We start from the raw sequence: 25,609 nt of genomic DNA on the forward strand, positions 1-25,609 counted from the left end.
GTGGGTTGATCAGGCGGGATGGAGCGCTCCGAGCACTTCGTTGAGCGCTTCGGTGCTCGAAGGGTGGGTCCAGATGCCGTCGCGTAGGGCACTCGCGGTGACCCCCGCACGCATGGCCAGCGCGAGCAGGTTGATCACCTCCTGGGAGTCGACCGAGAACACGGTCGCTCCCAGCACCAGGTCGGTGGCCGCATCGACCACCACCGTGATCAGACCGTGGGTCTCCCCCACGATCTTCGGTCGCGGCATCGCCGCAATGTCGGCGATGTTCTTCGTGGCGACCAGCACGTCCCGACCCTCGGCCTTGGCCTGGGCCAACGTCATGCCGACGCGTGAGACGGGCGGGGTGAGGAACATGGTCGATGGCACCGCCACCCGATCAGAGGTTGCGCGGGTGCCGGTGCCCGTCAGCTGGTCGAGGACGATGCGGTGGTCGTCCAAGGAGATGTAGGTGAACTGCGGACCACCGTTGACGTCGCCGACGGCGAACACTCCGGGCACCGACGTGCGCAGGTGCTCGTCCACGACGACGAACCCGCGGTCGTCCGACTCGATGCCAGCGGCTGCCAGGTCGAGCGCATCGGTGGCGGGTCGTCGTCCGGTGGCGAACAGGACCGCATCGACGCCCACCTGTCGCGAGCCGTCTGCTGTGGTGAGGGTCACCACCGCCTCGTCGCCGGTGTCGTCGATGCGCTCGACCTCGGTTGCCACCAGGAAGTCCACGGAGGACTCGCCCAACATGGCCTGCACGGCGGTCGCCACCTCGGGCTCTTCGTGGGGCAGGACGCGCTCCCCGCGGGCCACGACGGTCACGTGCGAACCGAAGTGGGCGAACATACCGGCGAACTCGAGCCCGACGTAGCCGGCTCCGACGACCAGCAACCGTCGCGGGAGCGGGCGGACGTGCTGCAGGGTCTCGGAGTCGTGCACCTTGGGCCCGGTGGCCCCCGGCAGCGATGGTCGGCTGGGCACGCTTCCAGTGTTGATGATGATGGTCTCGGCGCGGACGGCGAGCAGGTCGGCGCCCGCGGTCACCTCCACCTGGTTCGGGCCGACGAACCGGGCTTCGCCATCGATCAGGGTGACGGTGTCGACCTCGGCCAGCATGGCGTGGTTGCGGGCCCGCAGTTTGGCGGTCAATGCGTCGCGACTGGCCACGGATCGGTCGAACCACCGCTGAGCGTCGTCGGTCTCGCGTCGGTTCTCGGCGCTGTGGACGAGGGCCTTGGTGGGAACGCAGGCGATGTTGATGCAGCCGCCCCCGTACATGTGCTGCGAGCGTTCCACCACCGCAACCCGGCGGCCGCCCCGGCCGAGAACCCCGGCCAGGGTCTTGCCACCCTTCCCCCAGCCGATGACCAACACCTCGACCTTGATCTGCTCCATGCGGCCATTGTTGCCCCATGATCCGAAGCCAGGGTGCAGGGTGGAAAGTGATACGCCACGAGTGCGGACGACTGGGCCCGTCGAAATGCGCAACCTCGCTCGTGGACGAGATGAACGGTCGTCCTGGCCGTCACCACCGGGGAACCACGACCCCACTCACTGAGGAGCACACCATGCCCAGATACCTGTTGTCGGTCTACGGCCCGGCCGAGCGTCCGAAGTTCGGCGGCTACCCGTCCAAGGAGGACATGTTGCAGTCGTTCGCTGACACCGGCGTCTTCAATGACAAGTTGCAGGCCGAAGGTCACTTCGTCTTCGCCGACGGGCTGGCCGAGGTCAGCACGGCCACCACCGTCGACGGGCGTGGCGAGGCGCCCGTGTTCACCGATGGTCCCTATCTCGAGGCGAAGGAGTACCTGGGCGGGTTCTGGGTGATCGAGGCCGCTGATCTGGACGAGGCGTTGGCGCTCGCTGCCGAAGGGTCGAAGGCATGCGGTGGAGCGGTCGAGGTGCGCCCGTTCCAGACCGAGGAGTCGATGAGGGAAATGCTCGAGGGCTGAACCAGTTCAGCCACTGGCACCCATCCGAGCGGCTAACGTCCTGACCATGACTCAGAAGCCGGACGAGCGCGATGTCGAGACGCGGGCGGAACTGCTGCCCGAGGAACAAGCCGTCGGGAGCGAATCAGCCCGGGACCAGGCGGAGGCCATCCTCGAGGAGTCCTTGGAGCGAACCGAGGACCCCGAGGGCACACGGCACTCCTCCAGCCAGACCCCCGGCTAGGCGTCGCCAACAGGCCTGAGGCCCGCACGCGCCATCCACCCCGTGGGAAGCCGCATCGCCCGCCGAGTCGCCCCCAGGCGCACGAACGGCTCCGTCCACGTCCTCGAGTCGTCGGAGACCAGCTGGTTGTCCCCGACGACGAAGACGGTTCCCGGCGGCACCTCCCACCGCGCCACAACAGCGCCGGCCACCGGAGGTCGTCCGTCCATCGCCTGACCGTTGACCCTCAGTCGTCCCGCCTCCAACTCGACGACGTCCCCCGCGGCGGCCACCACGCGCTTCACATAGCGGGCACCGGACTCGTGGCACAGGACGACGAGGTCACCCCGCCTCCCGGCGACCGGCAGCGTGAGCAGCAGGTCGCCGGGCTCCAGGGTGGGCTGCATCGATCGTCCAGCCACCCTCACGACGGCGGGCCAGGGCGTCCTAGGCATGGTGCCCGTGGGCGTGCGCGTGATGGGCGTGGTGGTGGTCCTCGCCTTCCGCGTACTTGAAGTAGGAGACGTACGCGGCGATGTAGTCGCGTCCGGCCATCACGTCGTCGACCGCGAAGTTCTTCTTCTCGCGGGCGTGCTCGAACCGGTGTGCCAACTCGTCGAACCGATCGGCCGGCACCAGCGGCCGAAGCGGTTCGAGGTCGCCGGTCTCCAGGGCACGATCGGCCGCCGTGACCACCGGCTCGACGGCGGCACCGTGGCCCTGGATACCGGTGAAGCCGACACCTTCGGCCATCCGGTGGATCCGCACCAAGGTCTCGAGGAAGAGGCGATCGGCCACCTCCTTGGCCTCCGCACCGAGCGAGCGGACGACCATCGCCTGCTCGAAGACGTGCCTCAGTTCGGCCTCGCCATCGGCGGGGATCCACTTGAGGGCGTGGTTGAGGTTGCCGCTCTCGAGTGCGCGGCGGCCGTCGGTGACCGCCGGGCCATCGGCCGTGTCGCAGTGCGCCTCGACCTGCGGGATGAGTGCGAACAAGCGCTTGATCAGCTGGAACATGTCAGTCCTCCATGGTTGTGGTTGCTGATTCGACGCTAGATCCGCGCTGCTCACGGCGCCTTGACGTACGTCAAGCCCTCCCGGTCGATTCCGTCACAGCTCGGGGCCGGTCGAAGGCCAGCGCCGCGAGGGCGAGCGCACCGACGAACAGCCCGAAGTCGCGCAGGGCGACGTCGTAGTAGGCACCCATGCTGACCAGGTTGAAGATGATGCCGACCAGCCAGGCCGCGACCAGCAGGGCACCCCAGCGAGGCAGGACGGCCACGCCGATGCCCGCGACGATCTCGATCACGCCGACGGCGAGCATGGCCTGGTGGGCAGTGCCCGGCACGAGGTTGTTGATCCACGGGGCGAGGTAGCGGTCCCAGTCGGTCAACACGTTGAAGAACTTGTCGAGCCCGAACACGATCGGGGCGACCGTGAACACGGTGCGCAGCAGCCAGAACGCCCGGTCGGCGCCCGCGAGCCGAGGCATGGTCGCGGCCGACCTTCTGACGCTCGCGACGGGGGTGGTGGTGGTCATGGGATGTCCTCTCCTCGAACAGGCCGACGACTGGCGGGTGCGGGTGCATCCCGATGGGCCTCGCAGCGTTGGTGTCGTGGGGTGGGTGAGGTCTTACCCGGCAGTCGTGGAGTAAGAACGGCCGGCGCCGTGACACCAAGGAATCATGAACCCGATCCCCATGACACCGGCGAAGCCCGAGCTCCGGTTGCCGCCCGAGGTGGTGGCCTGGCGGCGCCAGCAGCTTCTCGGGGCGCGGTTCCCCGAGGGCGTCGCAAGCGAGCTTGCGGGCGACGCGCGGGTGGACCTGCATGCGCTGCTGGGGCTGGTCGACAAGGGGTGTCCCCCGGAACTGGCGGCTCGCATCCTCTCCCCCGTCCCGGACCCGGTGACACAATGACGCTCGTGAAGCCCATGAACGGTGAGGCGACCCTGCTGGACGCTGGCGAGTCGTGGGTGGAGGCCCTCGACGACCCCGGCCCGCAGGGGCATGCGGCCAGACAGCATCTCCATGAGCTGCTGCTGCGCGCCACCCGCCACCAGGTGTGTAGACTGCGCGACCAGCTTCCCGGCGCCGGCATCCAGGATCTCGAGGACCTGTCGCAGCAGGCCGCGGACGACGCGATGGTCGCCGTGCTCGGCAAGCTCGGAACCTTCGAGGGACGCAGCCGCTTCAGCACCTGGGTGTTCAAGTTCGGCCTGCTCCACGCCGGTGTCGCGGTTCGCCGACAGGCGTGGCGTCACCGTGAGGTGGGGCTGCCCGACACTCTGGTGCTGGTGACAGGAACTGCGACTCCGGCCTCCGAGGCCGAGGGCCACGACCTGGCGCGGGCGCTGTCGTCGGCGATCGCCCGGGACCTCACCCCCCATCAGCGCCACGTGACGCTCGCGCTGCTGGTCGACGACGTGCCCATCGATGTGCTCGCCGACCGCCTCGGCACGACCCGCAATGCCCTCTACAAGACCCTGCACGACGCCCGCCAGCGCCTGCGCGCCTCGCTCACCGAGCGTGGATTCCTCGACCAACTTCCCCGCCGGAGCACGCGATGACCGCCGCCGCAGACCTCACCCCAGAAGCCGTCCGCGCGTTGCTGGCGGACACCGAGCCCTATCTGTCCTGCGACGAGTGCTTCGCCCGCATCGACGAGTACGTCGAGCGGAGGGTGTCCGACCGCGATTTCCGCGACGATCGACTGGAGACGCACTTGGCCGGGTGCGGGGTGTGCGCCGAGGAGGCCGCCGCCCTGGAGGAGTTGCTGCGCGGCTGACTGACCCACCGGGCGATTCGCCAGACCGGGCCCGGTGGAAGGATGAGGCCCATGGCCACACTGCTGCCGATCGTGGACGACCCGTCCCACGGCTCCTGTGTGCGCCGGGTGCCGATCTTCGCGCAGCTGACGACCCCCCAGCAGGACGCGGTGGCCGCCTTCGCCCACTCGGTCGACGTGCCACGAGGAGCGCTGTTGCACCGGGCCGGTGAGGCCAGCCGGGCGCTGTTCGTCGTCCACCGGGGGAAACTCAAGGTGACCCATGTCGCGGCGAGTGGCCACCAACGGGTGCTGCGGGTGGCTGGACCGGGTGACGTGGTGGGCGAACACGCGTTCCTGACCGGCGAGCCGCCCGGGTACGAGGTCGAGGCCCTGTCAGCGGCACGGGTCTGCGCGTTCGGGGCATCGGACCTGGCCGGACTGGTCGCGCGGTACCCCGCGATCGCGGCGGGCATGTTGCGCTCACTCAGCCAGCGGTTGCAGGACGCGGAGCGCCGGTTGACCCAGACGTCGGTGGACGTGCCGGTGCGATTGGCTGCCTTCCTGCTCGACCTGCCAACCGTCCCCTCTGGCGGTGGGGTCGGTGTGGTGCTGCCTTGGCCCAAGAAGGACGTCGCCTCCTACTTGGGCACGACTCCGGAATCGTTGAGTCGGGCGCTGGATCGTCTGCAGCGAGATGGGGCGATCCGAGTGGAGGGCGCTGCGGTCGAAATCATGGATGCGGACGCCTTGGAAGCTCTGGTGGACCCCCAGTCCTAGCGAGCATCGGCCGCCCCAAGCTGTCCGGGTCAGGTGCGTCTCGTGCCCATCGTCACTCCGCCGCAATGGCCTCCAGCACGTTCGTTCGCGCGGCTTGGTGGGCCGGCCACAGCGCGGCCAGCACCCCGACCACCACGGCAGCGACCAGGAACCAGGTCAGCTGTCCGGCGGGAATCCTGAGCAGGGTGATGCCCTGGTCCTCGGGGAGAACCCGTTGCAGGACGATCCCGAAGATGGTGCCCAGCACGATCCCGATCACGGCGCCCAGCAGGGCGATCACGACCGACTCCAACGCGACCATGCGTCGCACCTGCGCCCTGGTCAGGGCAATCGCCCGCAGCAGCCCGATCTCCCGGGTGCGTTCGACGATGCTGAGCCCCAAGGTGTTCACGATGCCCAGCACCGCAATCACGATGCTCAAGGCGAGCAGGCCGTAGAGCAGCGCCATCGTCTGGGACAGGTTCGCCAGCATCTGGTCGGTGTACTCCTGCAGGTCCATCACGCTCACCAGCGGCATGTCTGCCACGGCACGGTCGAGCGCCGTGCGAGCGGCTGCCGCATCGGCCCCTGGTTTGAGGTAGATGCCCAGGTACACGTCATTGCGGCCCAGGCCCAACTCCTCCAGCGTCGAGGTCGAGACCCACGTGTCGACGATGGTGGTTCCGGTGCCCTTGGAATAGATGCCCACCACCGTCATCTCCACCGTCGCCTGCGCGTCGCGTGAGTACAGGGTCACCGTGGAGCCGACCCGTAGCTTCTCCTTCGTCGCGGTCTCCTCCTCAACGATGATCTCTCGGGGGGCGCTGAACATGCGGCCGCTGGTGATCGTCTGGGTGAAGACCTTGTTGAAGGACGTGGGCTGCATACCGCCGACGGGCTGTACGTAGCGGCCGGCCTTGTCCCCGAGCACGTCCGCTGGCGGGACTTGTTGGCCCGGTGGCACGTGGTAGAACAACCCGAGCTTCATCTGGTGGACGGCCTGGACCTCGTCCACGGCGGCGACCTTTTCCGCAACCTGCGCGGGGAACTCCTTGAAGCCCTGTTGGCCGATGATGTAGTCGCCGCGAACCGTGCTCCTCACCTGGTCGACGACAGATGCACGGGCGGACTGGCCGAAGATCGCGATCATCGAGACCAGGGTGAGTCCGACCATCAACGCCGAGGCTGTGGCGGCCGTGCGGCGGGGCTGACGCAGCGAGTTCAGTGCCGCCAGCTTGCCCACCTCACCGAACGCGGAGCGGTAGAGCTTGCCGACCAGCCACACCAGCGGCTTGCCCAGCAGCAGGGACGCGATGGCCACGCCGACCATCTCTGCGGCCATGCCTGCGCCGGCCCAGACCATCGGTTCCGGCAGTTTCACCGTCAGGGCGAGGACGATGAGGACGGCTCCGACACCGGCGAGCACGACCCCCACCACGGCCCGTCGTCCCAGGCCCTTGTCGGGCTCGGTCTGTGCGGCCGACATCGCCTCGATCGGTGCGATGTGGGTGGCCCGCCGGGCGGGTATCAGTGACGCCAGCAGCGTCACGACGATTCCGGTCGCCAGCGCCGCCACGATCGCGGTGGTGCTCAGCGAGGCCCGGGCGGGACCGATGTCCCACATCACCTTCATGCCCTGTTTGATGACCATTGCGAGGCCCACGCCGGCGAACAGGCCGATGCCTGAGCCGATCACCCCGAGGACGAACGCCTCCGCCAGGACGGTGCCCATGATCTGGCGCTTGCTGGCTCCCATGGCCCGGAACAGAGCGAGCTCCTTGGACCGCTGCGCGACGAGGATGGTGAACGTGTTGACGATCAGGAAGCTGGCCACCAGCAGGGCTACGCCGGCGAAGATCAGCAGGAAGGGTCCGATGAAGCCCATGGCCGCTTGGATGGACGACTCCTGGGCGTCGGCGGCCACCTGACCGTCGCGGGCCAGGTACCCGGTCGGCAGCAACTTCTGGATCCGTCCCGCGGTGGCTGCGCGGTCGGCGTCCTGGGCGGTGACGACCCAGATACCGGTATAGGTGTCGGCTCCGTCCAGGAAGATCTGTTGCGCGCGGTGACCGGTGAAGAAGACGTAGGTCGCTCCAGCCGTCGAGCCATTGCCGAAGGTGGCGGTGCCCACGACCGTGACCTCGATGGTGCCCGCATTGGGCGTGATCACCTTGACCGCGTCGCTGAGGCCGTGGCCCGACCTCGCCAGGGTGTCAGGATCCATGGTGATCTCGTCGTCGGACCGCGGCTCACGGCCGCTGAGCAGGGTGATGCCGGGCTGGCCGCCCAGGGCCGGGAGGGTTCCCCAGTTGAAACCCATCTGCGGTGGCCCCACGCTGGCGAGTGCCTTGCCGGAGGTCGCGATCACGATCACACCGGTGCCGTAGATCGACCCTTGGGCCTCCTGGACACCCTCCACCTGCTTGACGCGCTCAATCACAGCCGGGGTGATGCCGCTGGTGGCGGCATTTCCGCCTTGCACCGAAGCACCGGGATCCTTGGCGACGTCAACGTCGGAGATGGTCGACGAGATGATGCCCTTGAACGAGTTCATGATCATGTCGGAGAAGACGAACGAGCCCGACACGAACGCGACTCCCAGAATGATGGCCAGGGTCGACATTGCGAGCCGCAATTTCCGGGCCCACAACGAGGTGAAGGTTGCCTTCCACATGTCAGACACTCACCGGCGTGGGATCGAGGTCGGAGGGCGACTGCGGAATGCTCGCCCGGTCGATCCTGCGGGGGTCAAGGTGAGCCATGGTCGTCATGACGATCTCGTGGGTCGGGTGCGAGACGTCGTCAACGATGCGACCGTCGGCGAGGAAGAGCGCCCGGTCGGCATAGGAGGCCGAGTAGGGATCGTGGGTGACCATCACGACGGTTCGCCCCAGGTCGTCGACCGCGCGGCGTAGGAACTGCAGGATCTCGACCGCGCTGACGGAGTCCAGGTTGCCGGTGGGCTCGTCGGCGAAGATGATGTCGGGACGACCCACCAGCGCTCGGGCGCAGGCGACACGTTGTTGCTGGCCACCGGACAGTTGTGACGGCTTGTGCGTCAGTCGATCGGCGAGGTCGACCACTCGCAGAACCTCGTCGTACCAGTCCGGGTCGGGCTTACGGCCCGCGATGGCGAGGGGCAACAGGATGTTCTCCCGGGCCGTGAGGGTGGGGACGAGATTGAACTGCTGGAAGACGAAACCGATCCGCTCGCGACGCAGGCGGGTGAGGTCGCGGTCCTTGAGGGTGGCGACGTCGGTCTGGCCGATGAGTGCCCGTCCTGAAGTGGGTCGATCGAGGCCAGCGATGCAGTGCATCAGTGTTGACTTCCCCGAGCCGGAAGGGCCCATGACTGCGGTCAGCTGGCCCGGCATGATCTTGACGGTGATGTCGTTCAGCGCGACCACTTGTGCGTCGCCTGTTCCATAGATCTTGGTGAGATGTTCGACGGAGGCGGCCGGTGCGGCTGTGGTACCCCGCGGGGCAGGGACGTTGGATCTCATGGCGCAAATCTCGTCGGCGTTCGAATGTGCGTCCATGCCCATTGAGCGATGCGCTCAACCGTCACCGCTCACGTTGTGAGGAACCCCTCATCAAACGCCCTGAACCACCGCAGGGTCATGTACCGGGCACCGGATGAGGCAGTGCGCGCCTGCACGAGGCAATGTGCCACACACATGACCATCGAAAGCAGTTCAAGGGGTGGCGGAACCGTCCGCAGTTTGGACCACGAAGTTTCACCATTCATAGTTCTTCGTGATACTGATCCGACACTGCCGAGCACTTACTCGGCAGTTCGATTCCTGACGTGGCCAGAGTGCCATGCCGACAGTGAAGGAGTGGCCTTGAGCCCCTCTACTCCCCACAGTGGCCAGCCGCCGCAATCCCCCCAGCAGCCGCAGGGAGGATTGCCCCCGCGCCCGCCACAGGGTTACGCGCCAAACCCCCTGGGACAAACGCAGCAACAGTTCCCCACCTACCCCCCGGCCGCGGGCCTCCCTCGCCCGCAACAGAAGTTCCCCCAGCAGCCGAATATGGGGATGCATCCCGGGCCATATGCGCCCCAAGCGTCCGTGCTCCAGCCCCCGACGCCGCGGCAGTGGTTCAAGAAGAAGAGGTTCGTGATCCCCGGTGCCCTCGTCGCCCTCGTCATCATGGGCCAAGCCATCAACGGGGGCGGGAGCACCCCCGCGACTGGCGAGACTGTCGTGGTGACAAGCACTGTCACCCAAACTGCATCATCGAGCGCAAGTAGCGTCAGCGCCCCGACCAGCGCTGCCAAGGTGGCCACGACCAAGCCTGCAGCGGAGAAGGCGCCTGCAACCACGAAGAAGCCGGCCACGGCGCTGCCAGCCGGCGAGCAAGCCTTCATCTCTGAGATCGAGGCCGCCAAGCAACGCTATGCCGATGCGGCCACGGATCTGCAGCGTTCCCAGGCCATGCGTACACGCAACAAGAACCTGGTGAAGACACTTGGCGGACGCGAGGTGACTCGCTGGTCAGGGACGATCAAGCGGGTCGGCGCAAATGGCGAGGGCAAGGCTTACGTCGACATCGAGATCGCAGACGATGTCGTCATGGGCACGTGGAACAACGCGTTTTCGGACGCCTCTGACGGGACCCTGATCCCAACATCAAGCCCCTTCTTCGAGGATCTGGTGGCGCTCGCTCCGGGTGACAAGGTCACCTTCAGCGGAACCCTCTTCAGGGACGATGACGCCACGCTGCGAACGATGAACATCACTGAGGCTGGCTCGGTGCTTCGGCCCGAGTTCCTGATGGATTTCAACTCCATCAAGAGGGCCTGAGGGCAGACGCCCATCGAATCATGAGGAACACGCGGCAGGCTCGCATCTGGCCCAGTTGGACCGTGCCGAATAGACTGGGGCCTCCACACACCCAATGAGGTCGAATGGCTCTCTGTCGTATGCCCGCACCATCGTGCCGTCGGCCGCAGCCTCTCCCGAAGATGCTGACGGTTGCGTTCGTCGTCGGTCTGACCTCGTTGCTGGGTGGCTGCAATGTGCGCTCGGTGGGTCTTGCCGGTATCGGTGTGGATGCCCATGGGTCACCGGTCGGCTACCTGCAGGTGTGTGAGAATCACGTCGACGGCGCCACGCTGTACGTCAGCGACGTGGACCAGACAGGGAGTTGGCAGGCCTCATCTCCCGTGACGGACTTCGTCAGGTGGTCTCTGTCCGCGCCAGGGCCCGGTTGGACGATCGATCGGGCCTTGGGCGGGCTCAAGCCTGGTGTGGACTACACCTTCTATGGCTGGACCACCGACAACACGTCGTCCGCGTCTGGGGTGACCTTCACCACCGCGGACCTGGCGCGTCTCAAGCCCGGTCAAGTCATGTACGAGGGCGGCACCAACGCCTCCACGACCGAGGACCTCACGACCATCAGTGGCGAGGACGAGTTCCGCGCCATTGCTTGCGCGTAGCGCCCGAGAAAGGATTCCGGCTCCCATCGCGCCCAGGGGTGCACATCGTGCGACCACAGTGTCGTGCTGATAGGCCCACCCGCTTTCGAGCGCCGCAACGTCCGGGCCTAGCGTGTGATCCATCACATTCAGGGGGCGGGTCCGCCCATCGCAAGGGGAACCATGAAGCGGCGGGATCGCGACACGACCACGACGAGGCCACGCTTCGGCACTGGCTTCTGGATAGGTCTCGGGGTCTTGGTGCTGGTGTCCTTGCTCGGACTGATCGACGGCGTCGGCGGATCGGTCGGGTTCGCCAGCGCGTTCCTTGCTCTGACCCTCCTGTGGCACTTCGTGGTCGGGAAGTCCTGGCTGTCTGCCCTGTTCCCTCTGCGGAGGAAGCAAGCCCTCATAGGGATCCCGATCAGCGTGGTGCTGATGGCGGTGGGCATGGCTTCCGCGCCCGCGAGTGAGACCACGCTCGACGTCCCGACAACCACCCAGACATCGTCCAGGGCGTCCAGCCCACAGAACTCGACCTCGGTGACAGGGTCCACGCAGACCCCGAGTCAGTCCTCGTCCTCGGGCCCATCCGAGAGTGGCTCCTTGTCGCCCACCTCCAGCGACTCCCCCACCCCGATCCCCTCAGCCACGCCGACACCAACGGCGGCGCCCACCACTGTCACGGGCCAGAGCACCGCCTTGGAGGTGCTCGCGACCGTCCCGATCAAGGGCCGGGCCCCCAGGACCAACTACGACAGGGACCTGTTCGGGCAGGCCTGGTACGACCTCGACCGCAACGGCTGTGACACCCGCAACGACATGCTGCGCCGCGACTTGGTCAAGGTCACGCTCAAGGACGGCACCCGCGATTGTGTCGTCCTGACCGGAACCCTGTCCGACCCGTACACGGCGACCTCGATCCCCTTCGTGCGGGGTCAGGGAACCTCCACCATCGTCCAGATCGACCACGTCGTCGCCCTGGGGGATGCCTGGCAGAAGGGTGCCCAGCAGCTCAGCATCGAGAAGCGCGTGTCGTTGGCCAACGACCCGCTCAACCTGCTGGCGGTCTACGGTCCGACCAACCAGTCCAAGGGTGACGGGGACGCTGCGACGTGGCTGCCGCCGAACAAGTCGTTCCGGTGTGCCTATGTGGCGCGGCAGACCGTGGTCAAGGCCAAGTACGGGCTCTGGATGACCCAGGCCGAGCACGATGCGGTTGCACGGATTCTGGCTGGCTGCCCGAACCAGCCCATCCCGAACGCGACGCTGCGACCCTTGGTCACAATCACCGCGAGCATGGCCCCGAAGCCCACGGCCCCGAAGCCCACGGTGAGGGTGACCACCCAGGCCCCCAAGCCGGCTCCGACCAGCACCGAGCCCCAGGCAGACGTCTACTACAAGAACTGCACCGCTGCCCGCGAGGCGGGGGTGGCACCGATCCACGCGGGTCAGCCGGGCTACCGGTCCGGCTTGGACCGCGACCACGACGGCGTCGCCTGCGAGTGAGGATGGACCTCAGCGGTCGACGCGCGCGCTGCCCCCACCGGCGAGCTTGATGACCTCCGCCTTGGTCACCATCGAGGTGTCCCCCGGCGTCGTCATGGCCAGCGCCCCATGGGCGGCGCCGTACTCCACGCACGTCTGCAGCGGCTCATCCGTGAGCAGTCCGTAGACCAGCCCGGACGCGAACGAGTCCCCACCGCCCACCCGGTCAAGGATCTCCAGGTCCTTGCGGTCGGCGGCCTGCACCAGACCCGAGTCGTGCGACCAGGCGATGGCGCTCCAGTCGTTGCGGGACGCGCTGGTGACGCTGCGAAGCGTCGTGGCGATCACCTGGAAGTTGGGGTACTCGGCGGCCGCGGCCTCGATCATCGTCGCGAACCCCTCGATGGGCAGCTCGGTGAGGTGCTCGTCGACGCCCTCGATCTCGAATCCCAGGGAGGCAGTGAAGTCCTCCTCGTTGCCGATCATGACGTCGACATACGTCGCGAGTTCCCGGTTCACCGACCGCGCGCGGTCCTGGCCGCCGATGCTGCTCCACAGGCTGGGCCGGTAGTTCAGGTCGTAGGAGACGATCGTGCCGTGTTTCTTGGCGGCCGTCAGTACGGCTGCGGCGGTCTCGGCGCTCTGCTCGCTCAGGGCGGCGAAGATGCCGCCGGTGTGCAGCCACCGGACGCCGCGGCGTCCGAACAACTCGTCGAGGTCGAGATCGGACGCCTTCAGCTGCGAGACGGCCGTGTTGCCCCGATCGGACACACCCTTGGCCGCGCGGACGCCGTAGCCGCGTTCGGTGAAGTTGAGGCCGTTGCGCGAGCGGCGTCCGATGCCGTCGCTGGGCACCCAGTGGATGAAGGAGGTGTCCACCCCGCCGGCGAGCGTGAGTCCTTCGACGAGGTGACCCACCTCGTCGTCCACCAGGGCGGTGAGCGCGGCGGAGCGGAGGCCGAACACGCGCGACAGCCCGCGGACGACGTTGTACTCGCCGCCCCCCTCCCACGCGGTGAAGGTGCGGGCGGTGCGGATGCGGCCCTCACCGGGGTCGAGTCGCAGCATGATCTCGCCGAGGGAGACAGCGTCGTAGCGGCAGTCCTCGGCAGGACGAAGGGTCAGCGTGCTCATGGTGGCTCGGCTCTCAGTTCGTGGCGGGCGATGCGACGGCGACGGCCTCTGCCGTCAGGCGTGAGATGGCCTCGAAGTCACCGGCGGCGATCAGCTTGGGGCTCACCATCCAGGAGCCCCCGACGGCTGCCACGTTCGGCAGCGCGAGGTAGTCGGGGAGATTGTGTTGGTCGACTCCCCCGGTCGGGACGAACCGGACGCCCCCGAACGGCGAGGCGAACGACTTGAGCGTGGCGACGCCGCCGAACTGGCCGGCGGGGAAGAACTTGAGCGTGGTGAGACCGAGAGCCAGCGCCGCCATCACTTCCGACGGGGTCACGACGCCGGGGAAGATGGGCAATCCACGTTCTCGCGCCCGGACGACCACCGATTCGAGGAGTCCGGGTGAGACGAGGTAGCCAGCGCCCGCATCGGCGGCGGCGTCGACTTGGTCTGGGGTGACGACGGTGCCAGCGCCCACGAGCATGTCGTCACGGCGGGCCATCATGCGAAGTGCTTCGAGGGCGGCGCTCGTGCGCAGGGTCACTTCGGCGACGGGGAGGCCTCCGGCGATGAGGGCCTCCGCCAGTGGCTCCGCGTGCGCGGCGTCCTCGAGGACGACCACCGGTACGAGTCGTTGGGGGAAGGTGACCAGATCGGGCATGAAGTGTCTCTTCCTCAGTGAAGCGCGTGGACGATCACTGAGACCCTACGGGAGCTCCGTGGGCTCATGGTGGAGATGGTCGTCGCCAATGACCGCTCCGACTGCGGAGTGACCGCCCGACAGGGCAAGGGAAGCCGTTCGGCCCGAGCTCACACCGGTCACCCGTAGTTCTCGTGACCGCTTCCCCGCGCACCCAAGACGCTGAAGCCCGCCGTCGCCTCATCGAGCCGACGGACGGCGTCCGCACCCAGCACGACGTCGGCAGCGGCGAGGTTCTCCTCGAGACGATGCAGCCTGCGGGTCCCGGGGATCGGCACGATCGACTCGTGCTGGGCCATGAGCCAAGCGAGCGCGACCTGTGCGGGAGTCGCCTTGGCGTCACGTGCGACCTCGTTGACCAGATCGACGATCGGCTGGTTGGCCACCAAGGCTTCCGGGGTGAACCGGGGGAACCGGCTGCGGATGTCGTCGGCCACGAAGGTCGCGGTCGAAGCGACCGTACCGGTGAGAAAGCCCTGGCCAAGAGGGCTCCACGGTACGAAGCCGATGCCGAGCTCGATGCAGGTCGGCAGCACCTCCGGCTCCGGGTCGCGGGCCCACAACGAGTACTCGTTCTGGACCGCGGCGACCGGCTGCACGCTGTGGGCGCGGCGGATGGTCTCTGCTCCGGCCTCGGAGAGCCCGAACGCGAGCACCTTGCCCTCGTCGATGAGCTCCTTGACGGTGCCGGCCACCTCTTCGATCGGTACGTTCGGGTCTACCCGGTGCTGGTACAGCAGGTCGATGTGGTCGGTACGAAGCCGACGCAAGGACCCTCGGTCGAGCTGCGGATGAGTTCGGGGCTACTGCTGATCGACCGTTGCCGCGGGTCGTCAGGGTCGATGTCAAAGCCGAACTTGGTCGCGATCACGACCTGGTCGCGAATTGGTTCGAGCGCCTCACCAACGAGGTCCTCGTTGGCGAACGCTCCGTACACCTGCGCGGTGTCGAAGAGCGTGACACCCAACTCGTGCGCCTTCCGCGTGAAAGCGATCAGCTCCGTCCGCTCCGGCGACGGGCCGTAATTCGTACTCATCCCCATGCAGCCGAGGCCGATGGCGGAGACCTCGACGCGGCCCAGCCTGCGTGTCTTCACGTGTATGCCCTTCTCAGACGTCGAGCGTGCGGCCGGACAACCACGTGACCATGGCCGGGTCGCGGTGGTCGAAGAACTGGCTCGCACCGGTGTCGAGGGCGGCGATCGAGGCCATCTCGTCGGTGGTGAGCTCGAAGTCGAACACGTCAAAGTTCTCCGCCATGCGTTCGGGACGCACTGTCTTGGGGATCACGACGACCCCTCGCTGGATGAGCCAGCGCAGCACGACCTGGCCGACCGACTTGCCGTGCCCCTCGGCGATCGCGGCCAGCGTCGGATTGGTGAACAGGTCGTTCTTGCCCTCGGCGAACGGGCCCCAGGACTCGATCTGTACGCCCACGGACGCCATCAGCTCTTGGTCGGCGACCCGCTGGTGGAACGGGTGGGTCTCGACCTGATCGACGGCGGGTACGACCTCGTTGTGCGAGATGAGGTCGACGAGCCGGTCGGGGTGGAAATTGGAGACGCCGATCGCGCGCGACAACTTCTCTGCGTTGATCTTCTCCATGTCACGCCACGCCCCGTACACGTCGCCGTAGGGCTGGTGGATGAGGTAGAGGTCGACGTAGTCCAAGCCGAGCCGCGCGAGTGACCGCTCGAAGGCGGCGCGGGTCTTGGTCTCGCCAGCGTCCTGGATCCAGAGCTTGGTGGTGATGAACAACTCCTCGCGCGGGATGCCGCTCGCGGCGATCGCGCGGCCGACGGCCTCCTCGTTCAGGTACGACGCCGCCGTGTCCAGGGACCGGTAGCCCGCGGCGAGGGCATCGGTGACTGCCTTCTCGCAGTCAGCCGGGTCGGCGATCTGGAAGACGCCGAAGCCGAGGATCGGCATCTCGACGCCGTTGTTGAGGGTGACAGTGCGCATGCTGGGTGTCCTTCGTCCTGTACGGAATGGATGCAACTCCCATTCGACCCTTCCCCGCGCGTGCGGGGAAGGGTCTGGCACACCACGCACCAGCAGTACCTGTTCCACGCAACCCTTCGCGATTAGCCTCGAGGAGTGGACAACCGTCGCGAGATCAGCGAGTTCCTGACCAGCCGCCGGGCGCGGGTGCGCCCGGAGGACTCAGGTCTTCCGGCGCATGACGACCGACGCCGAGTCCCGGGGCTCAAGCGCGAAGAGGTGTCTCTGCTTGCCGGGGTCAGTGTCGACTATTACGCGCGCCTCGAGCGCGGCCTGCTCAGCGGTGTTTCCATGTCCGTGCTGGACGGGATCTCCGACGCCCTGAAGCTCGACGAGGCGGAGCGTCAGCACCTGCGCGACCTGGCCGCCGCGGCCGCCGAACCCGAACGCAGGCTGCGCACCCGCGTCCCCAAGTCCCCCACGCTGCGGCCCAGCATCCGCGCGCTGCTGAGCGGGATGACGAAAGTACCTGCCTACGTACGCAACCAGCGGTCCGACATCCTGGCCGCAAACGACCTCTGCTTGGCGCTGTACGACGGGATCCTGGACGAGCTGCCGCTCAACCTCGCGCGATTCGTGTTCCTCGACGGCCGGGCGCATGGCTTCTTCCTCGACTGGGACGACGTCGCCGACGGCACCGTCGGTGCGCTGCGCACCGAGGCCGGACGCAACCCCATGGACAAGCCCCTCACCGACCTGATCGGCGAACTGATTGCGCGTAGCCACCCCTTCGCCACGAAGTGGGCTCAACACAACGTCCGCCGGCACCGCACGGCCACCAAACACCTGCACAACTCGGTCGTCGGGGACATCGAACTCACCGGCGACGCACTCGACCTGCCCGGCGAGGGTCTGACGATCGTCGCCTACACCGCCGCCGCGCGCAGCGCTGCCGAGGTGCAGCTCGGGTTGCTTGCCAGCTGGCGGGGAACCACGGCACCGTCCAGCGTCTAGTGGTCCACCCTCATGCCGAAGTGACTCACCGGTAGTACGTGGGTCGGCGCGTCACATAGTGCTCCTCGAGAGCGCTGATCTCGTCGTCGGTCAGAGCTATGTCGAGGGCGGCGACCGCGTCGGCGAGGTGCTGGGGCTTCGTCGCGCCGACAATCGGGGCGCTGACGACCGGGTGCTTGAGCACCCATGCCAGCCCGATCTGCGCCATGGACACGCCACGGGCCTGGGCGACCTTCTCGACGGCGTCGACGATGTCCTTGTCGCTGTCGAGGTGGAGCAGGTTGCCGTGCTGGTCGGTCTGGCGGTTCTCCGAGGAGCGTCGGGTGGAGACGTCCCCCCAGGGGCGAGCCACCTTGCCGCCGGCCAGCGGGCTCCACGGGATGCTGCCGACGCCTTGGTATGCGAGCAGCGGCAGCATTTCCCGCTCCTCCTCGCGGTGGAGGAGGCTGTACTGGTCCTGCATCGAGATGAACCGCGTCCAGCCGTGCAGGTCGGCCGCGTGCTGCATGGTCGCGAACTGCCAGGCCCACATCGATGAAGCGCCGAGGTAGCGCACCTTGCCCGCCTTGACCACGTCGTGCAGGGCCTCCATCGTCTCCTCGATCGGAGTCTCGGGATCGAAGCGGTGGATCTGGTAGAGGTCGATGTAGTCAGTGCCGAGTCGCCGCAGCGATGCATCCACCTGCTCCATGACGGCCCGCCGGGACAGGCCTCGCCCACCCGGGCCCTCGTACATCGGCTGGAACAGCTTCGTCGCCAGCACGATGTCGTTACGCGAGGTGTACTTCCTGAGCGCGCGTCCGACGATCTCCTCAGAGGTGCCGATCCCGTAGATGTTGGCCGTGTCCCAGAACGTGATCCCCAGCTCGAGAGCCTGACGGAAGATCGGTTCGGCCGCCTCGTCCCCCAGCGCCCACGTCGCCCGTGTACCGTCGCCGAAGCTCATGCACCCCAACGCGATCCGGCTGACCCGAAGCCCCGAAGACCCCAGACGAACCTGTTCCATGACCGTTCCCTTCGCTGAACTGACACCATCCAACGCCGCTGGCCGCGGACGGGGAAGGCACTGTCAGTACCTGCCAGCCGCATCAGAGCACGGCTAGGTTCGAGTCGTCGCGGCCGGCCCGCGCGCAGTCGAATCTCCCATGGACAGGACCCCTCGCATGTCCACTTGGTTCATCACCGGGTGCTCCACAGGTCTCGGGCGCCATCTCGCCGAGGCTGTCCTCGTCGCCGGCCAACAGGTCGTCGTCACCGCACGCAACCTCGCCGATGTCGACGACCTGCTCAGCCGCTACCCGGGCAACGCCTTCGGCATCTCCCTGGACGTCACCGAGGTGGCACAGATCGACTCCGCGGTCCAGTCGGGCATGGAGCGGTTCAGCCAGATCGACGTCCTCGTGAACAACGCCGGGTACGGCTACCGGTCCGTCGAGGAGGCGCCGACCGCCGACGTGGCCGCGCTGTTCGCGGCCCACTTCTTCGGGCCGGTCAGCCTCATCAAGGCCGTCCTGCCGGGAATGCGGGCGCGCCGCGCCGGCACGATCGTGAACATCTCGTCCATCGCGGTGCGGATCACGCCCGCCGGTTCCGGTTACTACGCGGCCGTCAAGGGTGCACTCGAAGGCCTGTCCGGCTCGCTGCGCAAGGAGCTCGAGCCGCTCGGGATCTCCGTCATCGTCGTCGAGCCCGGAGGTTTCCGTACGGACTTCGGCGGACGTTCCCTCAAGCAGTCGTCGGAGCCCATCGACGACTACGCCGAGACGGCCGGCAAGAGGCGCAAGGAGAACGACACGTCCAACCCGAACCGCGGCGGCGACCCCGCCAAGGCTGCCCAAGCGATGATCGCGGCTGTCGAGAGCCACAACCCGCCGGCGATCCTCGTCCTCGGCTCACCCACGGTCGACATGTTCCGTGTTGAGCTCGACGCGCGGCGCGCCGAGTTGGACGCTTGGGCCGAAGTCAGCAGCAGCACGAGCGTGTAGGCCTTCGCCAAGGGTCATCCGTGGGTCTTCTCAGCCAGCTCTGCGATCGCGGAACGTGACGACCTTGACCAGGCGCGAATTGGATCAGGGCCGGAGCGGGGCTTCTCGCGAAGCTCTCAGACCGGCCCTGACAACGTACTTCACCAACGTCGGGCTGACAGGATTTGAACCTGCGACCCCTTGACCCCCAGTCAAGTGCGCTACCAAGCTGCGCTACAGCCCGCCAGATCCAGGCCCGAACTGGCCCCTCGATCCGACGATGAACTCTAGCCCAACCCGAGCCGCGGGTGCCAATCGAGGCATCTCCACACGGTCGCTCCCCTCCCTACTCAATGGGCACCAGGGCGATCGACCCGTCGGACCTCAGCGATCCTTGCGCTTGGCGCGCGCCCGCACCGACACGTGCACCGGCGTCCCCATGAACCCGAACTCCTCACGCAGACGACGCTGCACGAAGCGCTCGTACTGGGCGTCCAACTGCCCCGAGGTGAACAACACGAAGGTGGGCGGGCAGTTCTGGGCCTGCGTCCCGAACAGGATGCGGGGCTGCTTGCCCGAGCGCACCGGGTGGGGGTGCGAGGCCGTGATCCGTCCCAGGAAGGCATTGAGCTTCCCGGTCGAGATCCGGGTCTCCCAGCCCTCCAGGGCGGCCTCGATGGCCTTGCCGAGGCGGTCGACGTTTCGTCCGGTCAACGCCGAGATGTTGACGTGCGGGGCCCACTGGAACGCGTACACGTCGCGCTCGATCTCGCGGCTGAGGTAGTGGCGACGCTCCTCGTCGGTGAGGTCCCACTTGTTGTAGGCGATCACCAGGGCGCGGCCGGTCTCCTCGACCATCGACAAGATCCTGAGGTCCTGCTCGGTGATCTCCTCGTGGGCGTCGACCACCACCACACACACCTCGGCGCGCTCGATGGCCGTCTGCGTGCGCAGCGAGGCGTAGTACTCGTGCCCCGAGGCCTCCTTGACGCGTCGCCGGATGCCGGCGGTGTCGATGAACCGGTAGGTCGTCCCGGCCACGTCGACCAGCTCGTCGACCGGGTCGACGGTGGTGCCCGACACATCGGAGACGACGGCGCGGTTGCTGTTCGACAGCTTGTTCAGCAGCGATGACTTGCCGACGTTGGGCTTGCCCACGATGGCCACGCGCCGCGGCCCCGTGGGCCGCACCTCGCCGTTGGCGGGCTCCTGGGGCAGCACCTCGAGGATGGCGTCGAGCAGGTCACCGGTGCCTCGTCCGTGCATGCCAGAGACGGGCCACGGCATGCCGAGCCCGAGGTTCCACATCGAGGCGGCTTCGGCCTCGCGACGCTGGTCGTCCACCTTGTTGGCGGCCAGGATGACAGGCTTCTTCGAGCGACGCAGCACCTGCACGACGGCCTCATCCTCGTCGAGGGTGCCGACGGTCGCGTCGACCACGAACAACACGGCATCGGCCAGCGAGATGGCCATCTCGGCCTGCTCGGCGATCTGCTGTGACATGCCCTTGGCGTCCGACATCCAGCCGCCGGTGTCGACGATCACGAAGTCGCGGCCGTTCCAGTCGGCGTCATAGCTGACCCGGTCACGGGTGACGCCGGGCACGTCCTGCACGACGGCCTCACGGCGCCCGAGGATGCGGTTGACCAGCGTCGACTTGCCCACGTTGGGTCGTCCGACCACGGCCAGCACCGGGCGGGGCTTGAGTTGTTCTCGTTCGTACTCGGTGAACTCCAGCTCACCGGCGTCAACGTCGAACTCGTCCAGGTCGAGGTCGGTGTCGCCGAAGCCGTTCAGTTCGATGGCGCTGTCGTCGAACGACTCGTGGTCGTTCGCGGTGGGCACCTGATCGTTGAGTTCCGAACCCGGGGTGGATTCGCTCATCAGTGTCTCCTGTGTGTGAAATTGGGCCGGGGCCGCGCTCACACTGCCGGCAGGCGCATCCCCGTCTTGAGTTCGGCCCAGCGCACGTGGTCGGCCAGGATGGCCGACAGTTCGTGGGTCGCCCGCGCAACGTCCGTCTTGCGTCGAGGCCACTCCCGTGCGGGAATGTGAACCTTGTCACCGTACACGATGTGGATCGGCGATCCCACCGGAGGGCTGGCCTTCACACCCGCCCCCGGCAGCCGGGTGCCGAGGATCGCCACCGGCACGATGGGTGCCCCGGTCACCATCGCGAGGTACGCCACCCCGGGCCTGATCCGGGTCAGGTCACCGGTCCCCCGCAGCCCCTCGGGGAAGATCGCCAACGGACGACCCTGCTGCAGCACCTGCACGCACCGACGGACGGCCCTCACGTCGTGGTGGGTGCGGGTGACGGGGATCTGCCCGGCCAGGTGCAGCAGTGGCCCCACCCTCGACTCGAACAGTTCCGACTTCGCCAGCGCCAGCGAACGCCGGTTCAACGCCACCAACAGCGGCCCGTCGAGGGTGCCGATGTGGTTCGAAGCCAGGATGACCGGTCCGCCGGCGGGAACGTTGGACGCGCCGTGCACGTGGATGGAGTAGAGCCGGCGCAAGGCGGCCGCGAAGGGCCCGCGCAGGGTGTCGATGGTCCTCGTCCTCAGGGGCGGCAACACATCGGTGCGGATCAGGTCGAGCTGGGTCTCGAGGGGGGCCGCGCCGGAGAGTTCGAGGGTCATGGTGCTCCTGCTCAGGTGGGACTGTTCTGGTGGTGGGCCTGCTCGGGCGACTCCGACAGGGGCACCAAGGCGACGATCCGGTCGATCACCTCGGCCAGGGTCAGGTGCGTCGAGTCGATCAGGGTGACCCCGTCCGCGGGCTGCTCGAACTCGCTGACGGTGGCGTCGTCGCGGTCACGGCGGACGATCTGGTCGGTGACGGTGGCGGTGTCGGCCAGTCCCGCCAACTCGGCCTCGCGCCGCTGGATGCGAGCCTGCGGATCGGCCACCAGCAGCACCCGCACGTGGGCGTCGGGGCACACCTTGGTGGTGATGTCTCGTCCCTCGACGACCATGCGCTCGGCGTGCTCGACGACCAGGCCGCGCATCCGCTGGCTCAGGGCGCGACGCACCCCGAGGTTGGTGGCGATCGTCGACACCTGGGCCGTCACCCGGGGGTCACGGATGGCGTCGGTGACGTCGCGTCCGTCGACGGCGATGGTGGGTGCGGTCGGGTCGGTGCCGATGCTGTAGTCATGGGCGTCGACGAGGGCCTCGATGGCGGCCTCGTCATCGGCGTCAACGTGGTCGTCGAGGAAGGCCACGGCCACGGCGCGGTACATCGACCCGGTGTCGAGGTAGGCGAGCCCCAGTCGTTGGGCCACACCCCTCGCCGTCGACGACTTGCCCGATCCCGAGGGTCCGTCGATGGCCACCACCAGCGGGGGCAGGACTTCGACGGACGTTGCGGTCACACTGGTCACGTTAGGTTTCCCATCTTTCGGCTTGCCGAACGACACCTTGCCGACACCCGACATCTGCGGGCGCCCCGGTTAACTTTGCACGAACACTACCGAGCGGTGCTCAGCGCAACTGTCGTCCCGCGGCCACCATCTGGGCGGTCAGCTGCTCGGCCAACTCGGGCACCACCTGCACCGCGAGGTAGCCGATCTGGCGTTCGGGGTCGTGCTCGATCTGCAGGTCCTCGACGTTGACGCCGGCCGCCTCGATGTCGCTGAACAGCCGGGCCAGGGCACCGGGTTCGTCCGGGATGACGATGACGACGGGCACCGTCGCACGTGACGGTGCGCCGTGCTTGCCGGGCAGCGACAGCGCCCCGATCCGGCCGCGGGCGATGAAGTCCTCGACCGCCTGGGGGTCGTCGAAGTGCTCGATCAGTGCGTCGAGGTCGTCGCGGACGGCCCGTAGTTCGTGCTGCACGGCCTCCCGGTTGGCGGCGATGATCTGTCGCCACAGCACCGGGTCCGACCCGGCGATGCGGGTGACGTCGCGGATCCCCTGCCCGGCGAGCGCCAGGTGGGTGGCGGGCACGCTGCGCAGGTGCCCGGCGGTCAGGGAGCTCATCAGCTGGGGCAGGTGCGAGACCTGGGCGACGGCCTCGTCGTGGTTCTCGCACAGCATCTCGACCGCGCGGGCGCGGCAGTCGGCGACCAACTGCTCGACGACGGTCTGGGCGCGGGGTTCCATCCGCCGGTGCGGGGTGACGACCCAGGTGCGGTCGACGAACAGGTCGCCGTCAGCGGTCAGCGGCCCGGTGTGTTGGGAGCCTGCCATCGGGTGCGAGCCGCAGTAACGCGAGACGTCGACCCCGGCGGCGATGAGTTCGCTCAGCACCCGGGTCTTCACGCTGGCCACATCGGTGACCACGGCGTGGGGGAAGCGTTCGAGTGCGTCGGCGACGGCCGCGGGGGTGGCATCGGGCGGCACGGCCACGACCACCAGCCCCACCTCGTCGGCGGCGGCGGGCTCGACGCTGCCCGAACCGCGGGAGGCGGCGACCATGGCGTGGCTGGGCACCCGGTCCTCGACGTGCACCGTGCGGCCGGCGGTCACGAGGGCTCGTCCGATGCTGGCGCCCACGAGCCCGGCGCCGATGATGACGACGACTGCGTGATCCGCCTCGGGGGCGGTCACTGCCCACCCTTCTGGACGAACGAGCGCACGTACTCCTCGGCGTTGGTCTCGAGCACCGCGTCGATCTGGTCGAGCAGCGCATCGAAGGCTGCGTCGGACTCCTGGGTCTGGCGCTGCACCTGTTCCTGACCGGCGTGGGGGCCTCCGGCACCGCTGCCGAATCCTCGGCCCGTGTTCTGGGACTGCTGCTGCGCCCGTTCCTGGGACCGCTCCTGCTCGCTCATGATCGCTCCAGCCTAGCGCCGCCGGTCTCGAGCACCCTCAACATTTCAGCGGCGTCGGTGACCTCGTCGAGGGCGTGGTCCCAGCGGGCGGCCGTGTGGTCAAGGGGTTCGGGCAGGCGCACGGTGACCACTCGTCCGCCGACCTGCACGGTGAACTGGTCCCAGGTGGCCTGCACCACGTGCCCGGCGAAGTGGTGCAGCACCCACCCGCGCAGCCAGGCGCGGGTGGTGGCCGGGGGTTCGGTACGGGCGTGCTCGACCTCGGCGGGGGTGACCACGGTGCGCAGCGCCCCCTGCCGCTCCAGGGTCAACCCGATGCCCTTGTCGGGGTCGAGGTCGGCCCACTGCAGGTCGAGCGCCGCCAGTCTGGGGCTCGACCAGTCCAGCCCGCCGCGCTGCGACAGGCCCTGCAACAGCCGGTACTTCGCGGCCCAGTCGAGTCTGTCGGCCAGAGCGTCGGCCCCACGGGAGGCATCGTCCAGCGCCTGACCCCAGGCGGCATGCACAGCGCCGGCATCGTCCAGCCACCACTCGCCGACCGCGCCGGCGACCACGGGCGACACCCGTTCCCACAGCATCCGCTGCACCTCGACGGCGGTGCGGTCGACGCCGTCGCTGCAGGTCCAGCGCTGCTGCAGCGACGGGTCATGGGAGTAGGCGCGGAAGGCCGCGACCGGGTTGAGCACACTCGGCCAGGTGAGGCCGGCGGCGATGGCCTGCAACACCAATGACGCCGCCCCCACCTTGAGCCAGGTGCCCCACTGCCCCACCAGCGCGTCGCCGGTGATGACGTGCAGCCGTCGCCAGCGCAGCACGTCGGCGTGGGGTTCGTCCCGGGTGTTGATCAACGGCCGGCGGACGGTGGTCTCGAGTCCCACCCGGGCCTCGAAGAAGTCGGGACGTTGGGCGATCTGGAACCCCGTCACCTCTCCGTGTTGGCCGATCCCGACCCGTCCGGCACCGGTGAACGGCACCCGGCTGACCAGGTGGGTCGTGAATCCCTCGACGATCGCGTCGAACGGGACCCCTCGCGGCACCAGGTGGTTCTCGTGGCAGCCGTAGGACGAGCCCTTGCCGTCGGTGGTGTTCTTGAACACCCGCACCCGCTCCCCCAGCGTCGCTGAGGCCTGCTCGGCGGCGGCCTGCACGATCAGGTCACCGGCCCGGTCCCAGGCGACGGCGTCACGGGCCGAGGTGACCTCAGGCCCGGAGTACTCCGGATGGGCGTGGTCGACGTAGAACCGGGCGCCGTTGCCCAGCAACCGGTTGGCGTAACGGGTCTCGTCGGTGAGTTGGTCGGGCAGCGCCTCGTGCCGGGGCAGGTGGTAGCCGCGGGCATCGCGCAACGGGGACTCGGTGGCGTAGTCCCAGCGGGAGGCCAACGAGGTGCCGGCCGTGACCACGGCGGCCGACAGCGTGATCGGGTCGACGCGGTCGCCGTGCACGCCCTCGACGGCCACGCCGTACTCGTTCTCGATGCCCACCACGCTCACGAACGAGACGCTATCG

At 68.0% G+C, this 25,609-nt stretch carries 29 protein-coding genes and 1 tRNA gene; 11 read left to right on the forward strand and 19 right to left on the reverse strand.

What is annotated here, in order from left to right; all coding sequences use genetic code 11:
- Nucleotides 1-9: 9 nt before the first annotated feature.
- Nucleotides 10-1,386: an FAD-dependent oxidoreductase gene (locus tag H507_RS0108175; protein ID WP_022910235.1), complete on the reverse strand. Its 1,377-nt coding sequence runs from the start codon at nucleotides 1,384-1,386 to the stop codon at nucleotides 10-12.
- A 173-nt stretch (nucleotides 1,387-1,559) separates the two neighbouring features.
- On the opposite strand from H507_RS0108175, the gene H507_RS0108180 reads away from it, so the two are divergent.
- On the forward strand, nucleotides 1,560-1,946 hold the full coding sequence (locus H507_RS0108180) for a YciI family protein (RefSeq protein ID WP_026377969.1): 387 nt from the start codon (nucleotides 1,560-1,562) through the stop codon (nucleotides 1,944-1,946).
- Between the two features lie 46 nt (nucleotides 1,947-1,992).
- A complete protein-coding gene (locus H507_RS17960) occupies nucleotides 1,993-2,169 on the forward strand; it encodes a hypothetical protein (RefSeq protein ID WP_022910237.1) in 177 nt (58 codons plus the stop codon).
- On the opposite strand, the gene lepB is transcribed toward H507_RS17960, so the two are convergent.
- From lepB to H507_RS0108200, 3 genes are all read right to left on the reverse strand, one after another.
- Nucleotides 2,166-2,603 (reverse strand): signal peptidase I, encoded by a 438-nt coding sequence (gene lepB, locus H507_RS15655; protein ID WP_084707721.1) that lies wholly within the window; start codon nucleotides 2,601-2,603, stop codon nucleotides 2,166-2,168. The genes H507_RS17960 and lepB overlap by 4 nt on opposite strands.
- A complete protein-coding gene (locus H507_RS15660) occupies nucleotides 2,596-3,165 on the reverse strand; it encodes a DUF6448 family protein (protein WP_022910239.1) in 570 nt (189 codons plus the stop codon). Before H507_RS15660 ends, lepB begins: the two co-directional genes overlap by 8 nt.
- A gap of 70 nt (nucleotides 3,166-3,235) precedes the next feature.
- Entirely contained in the window at nucleotides 3,236-3,688 is a 453-nt protein-coding gene (locus H507_RS0108200; RefSeq protein WP_022910240.1) for a DoxX family membrane protein, read from the reverse strand.
- A 145-nt stretch (nucleotides 3,689-3,833) separates the two neighbouring features.
- On the opposite strand from H507_RS0108200, the gene H507_RS0108210 reads away from it, so the two are divergent.
- From H507_RS0108210 to H507_RS0108225, 4 genes are read left to right on the forward strand one after another with little or no spacing between them, the layout of a single operon-like run.
- The gene (locus H507_RS0108210; RefSeq protein ID WP_022910241.1) at nucleotides 3,834-4,067 is read left to right on the forward strand and encodes a hypothetical protein; all 234 of its coding nucleotides are present in this window, start codon (nucleotides 3,834-3,836) and stop codon (nucleotides 4,065-4,067) included.
- 14 nt (nucleotides 4,068-4,081) lie between these two features.
- Nucleotides 4,082-4,717 carry an RNA polymerase sigma factor gene (locus H507_RS0108215; protein ID WP_245558894.1) on the forward strand — a complete coding sequence of 212 codons (636 nt, stop codon included), beginning with the start codon at nucleotides 4,082-4,084 and terminating at the stop codon, nucleotides 4,715-4,717.
- Nucleotides 4,714-4,935 carry a hypothetical protein gene (locus tag H507_RS0108220; RefSeq protein ID WP_022910243.1) on the forward strand — a complete coding sequence of 74 codons (222 nt, stop codon included), beginning with the start codon at nucleotides 4,714-4,716 and terminating at the stop codon, nucleotides 4,933-4,935. Before H507_RS0108215 ends, H507_RS0108220 begins: the two co-directional genes overlap by 4 nt.
- 51 nt (nucleotides 4,936-4,986) lie before the next feature.
- A complete protein-coding gene (locus H507_RS0108225; RefSeq protein WP_022910244.1) occupies nucleotides 4,987-5,694 on the forward strand; it encodes a Crp/Fnr family transcriptional regulator in 708 nt (235 codons plus the stop codon).
- Between the two features lie 52 nt (nucleotides 5,695-5,746).
- On the opposite strand, the gene H507_RS0108230 is transcribed toward H507_RS0108225, so the two are convergent.
- The gene (locus H507_RS0108230; protein ID WP_022910245.1) at nucleotides 5,747-8,347 is read right to left on the reverse strand and encodes an ABC transporter permease; all 2,601 of its coding nucleotides are present in this window, start codon (nucleotides 8,345-8,347) and stop codon (nucleotides 5,747-5,749) included.
- Between the two features lies 1 nt (nucleotide 8,348).
- The gene (locus H507_RS15665) at nucleotides 8,349-9,176 is read right to left on the reverse strand and encodes an ABC transporter ATP-binding protein (RefSeq protein ID WP_051139722.1); all 828 of its coding nucleotides are present in this window, start codon (nucleotides 9,174-9,176) and stop codon (nucleotides 8,349-8,351) included.
- A gap of 618 nt (nucleotides 9,177-9,794) precedes the next feature.
- Here H507_RS15665 and H507_RS17320 point away from each other — a divergent pair.
- The 3 genes from H507_RS17320 (at nucleotide 9,795) to H507_RS18460 (ending at nucleotide 12,607) form a co-directional block, all read left to right on the forward strand.
- Entirely contained in the window at nucleotides 9,795-10,481 is a 687-nt protein-coding gene (locus H507_RS17320) for a hypothetical protein (protein ID WP_157438933.1), read from the forward strand.
- 161 nt (nucleotides 10,482-10,642) lie between these two features.
- On the forward strand, nucleotides 10,643-11,119 hold the full coding sequence (locus tag H507_RS15675) for a hypothetical protein (protein WP_022910249.1): 477 nt from the start codon (nucleotides 10,643-10,645) through the stop codon (nucleotides 11,117-11,119).
- Nucleotides 11,120-11,281: 162 nt separating this feature from the next.
- Nucleotides 11,282-12,607: a GmrSD restriction endonuclease domain-containing protein gene (locus H507_RS18460; RefSeq protein ID WP_084707723.1), complete on the forward strand. Its 1,326-nt coding sequence runs from the start codon at nucleotides 11,282-11,284 to the stop codon at nucleotides 12,605-12,607.
- A 9-nt stretch (nucleotides 12,608-12,616) separates the two neighbouring features.
- Here H507_RS18460 and H507_RS0108255 read toward each other — a convergent pair whose 3' ends face one another.
- The 5 genes from H507_RS0108255 to H507_RS0108275 all read right to left on the reverse strand — a co-directional run bounded on the left by H507_RS0108255 (nucleotide 12,617) and on the right by H507_RS0108275 (nucleotide 16,363).
- A complete protein-coding gene (locus H507_RS0108255) occupies nucleotides 12,617-13,720 on the reverse strand; it encodes a sugar kinase (RefSeq protein ID WP_022910251.1) in 1,104 nt (367 codons plus the stop codon).
- Between the two features lie 13 nt (nucleotides 13,721-13,733).
- The gene (eda, locus tag H507_RS0108260; protein WP_022910252.1) at nucleotides 13,734-14,363 is read right to left on the reverse strand and encodes a bifunctional 4-hydroxy-2-oxoglutarate aldolase/2-dehydro-3-deoxy-phosphogluconate aldolase; all 630 of its coding nucleotides are present in this window, start codon (nucleotides 14,361-14,363) and stop codon (nucleotides 13,734-13,736) included.
- 158 nt (nucleotides 14,364-14,521) lie between these two features.
- Nucleotides 14,522-15,172: an aldo/keto reductase gene (locus H507_RS15680; RefSeq protein WP_281166932.1), complete on the reverse strand. Its 651-nt coding sequence runs from the start codon at nucleotides 15,170-15,172 to the stop codon at nucleotides 14,522-14,524.
- A complete protein-coding gene (locus H507_RS18385; protein ID WP_281166933.1) occupies nucleotides 15,121-15,498 on the reverse strand; it encodes an aldo/keto reductase in 378 nt (125 codons plus the stop codon). Before H507_RS18385 ends, H507_RS15680 begins: the two co-directional genes overlap by 52 nt.
- A gap of 13 nt (nucleotides 15,499-15,511) precedes the next feature.
- Nucleotides 15,512-16,363, reverse strand: a complete 852-nt coding sequence (locus H507_RS0108275) for an aldo/keto reductase (protein ID WP_022910254.1) — start codon at nucleotides 16,361-16,363, stop codon at nucleotides 15,512-15,514.
- 135 nt (nucleotides 16,364-16,498) lie between these two features.
- On the opposite strand from H507_RS0108275, the gene H507_RS0108280 reads away from it, so the two are divergent.
- Nucleotides 16,499-17,356 carry a helix-turn-helix transcriptional regulator gene (locus H507_RS0108280; RefSeq protein ID WP_022910255.1) on the forward strand — a complete coding sequence of 286 codons (858 nt, stop codon included), beginning with the start codon at nucleotides 16,499-16,501 and terminating at the stop codon, nucleotides 17,354-17,356.
- A gap of 25 nt (nucleotides 17,357-17,381) precedes the next feature.
- Here H507_RS0108280 and H507_RS0108285 read toward each other — a convergent pair whose 3' ends face one another.
- Nucleotides 17,382-18,362 carry an aldo/keto reductase gene (locus tag H507_RS0108285; RefSeq protein ID WP_022910256.1) on the reverse strand — a complete coding sequence of 327 codons (981 nt, stop codon included), beginning with the start codon at nucleotides 18,360-18,362 and terminating at the stop codon, nucleotides 17,382-17,384.
- Between the two features lie 157 nt (nucleotides 18,363-18,519).
- Here H507_RS0108285 and H507_RS0108290 point away from each other — a divergent pair, with 157 nt between their 5' ends.
- Nucleotides 18,520-19,341, forward strand: coding sequence for an oxidoreductase (locus H507_RS0108290; protein WP_022910257.1), 822 nt, complete (start codon nucleotides 18,520-18,522; stop codon nucleotides 19,339-19,341).
- A gap of 149 nt (nucleotides 19,342-19,490) precedes the next feature.
- Here the strand turns inward: H507_RS0108290 and H507_RS0108295 are convergent.
- The 7 genes from H507_RS0108295 to dop form a co-directional block, all read right to left on the reverse strand.
- Nucleotides 19,491-19,564: transfer RNA gene (locus tag H507_RS0108295), tRNA-Pro, on the reverse strand.
- 140 nt (nucleotides 19,565-19,704) lie between these two features.
- Nucleotides 19,705-21,204: a ribosome biogenesis GTPase Der gene (gene der, locus H507_RS0108300; RefSeq protein WP_022910258.1), complete on the reverse strand. Its 1,500-nt coding sequence runs from the start codon at nucleotides 21,202-21,204 to the stop codon at nucleotides 19,705-19,707.
- Nucleotides 21,205-21,242: 38 nt separating this feature from the next.
- A complete protein-coding gene (locus H507_RS15685) occupies nucleotides 21,243-21,962 on the reverse strand; it encodes a lysophospholipid acyltransferase family protein (RefSeq protein WP_022910259.1) in 720 nt (239 codons plus the stop codon).
- Nucleotides 21,963-21,973: 11 nt separating this feature from the next.
- The gene (cmk, locus tag H507_RS15690; protein ID WP_022910260.1) at nucleotides 21,974-22,705 is read right to left on the reverse strand and encodes a (d)CMP kinase; all 732 of its coding nucleotides are present in this window, start codon (nucleotides 22,703-22,705) and stop codon (nucleotides 21,974-21,976) included.
- Nucleotides 22,706-22,805: 100 nt separating this feature from the next.
- The gene (locus tag H507_RS0108315) at nucleotides 22,806-23,876 is read right to left on the reverse strand and encodes a prephenate dehydrogenase (protein ID WP_022910261.1); all 1,071 of its coding nucleotides are present in this window, start codon (nucleotides 23,874-23,876) and stop codon (nucleotides 22,806-22,808) included.
- Nucleotides 23,873-24,100 (reverse strand): ubiquitin-like protein Pup, encoded by a 228-nt coding sequence (locus tag H507_RS0108320; RefSeq protein WP_022910262.1) that lies wholly within the window; start codon nucleotides 24,098-24,100, stop codon nucleotides 23,873-23,875. Before H507_RS0108320 ends, H507_RS0108315 begins: the two co-directional genes overlap by 4 nt.
- Entirely contained in the window at nucleotides 24,097-25,593 is a 1,497-nt protein-coding gene (gene dop, locus H507_RS0108325) for a depupylase/deamidase Dop (protein ID WP_022910263.1), read from the reverse strand. Before dop ends, H507_RS0108320 begins: the two co-directional genes overlap by 4 nt.
- Nucleotides 25,594-25,609: the final 16 nt, after the last annotated feature.

The sequence above is a fragment of the Aestuariimicrobium kwangyangense DSM 21549 genome (genome assembly GCF_000421525.1).
Taxonomy (GTDB): domain Bacteria; phylum Actinomycetota; class Actinomycetes; order Propionibacteriales; family Propionibacteriaceae; genus Aestuariimicrobium; species Aestuariimicrobium kwangyangense.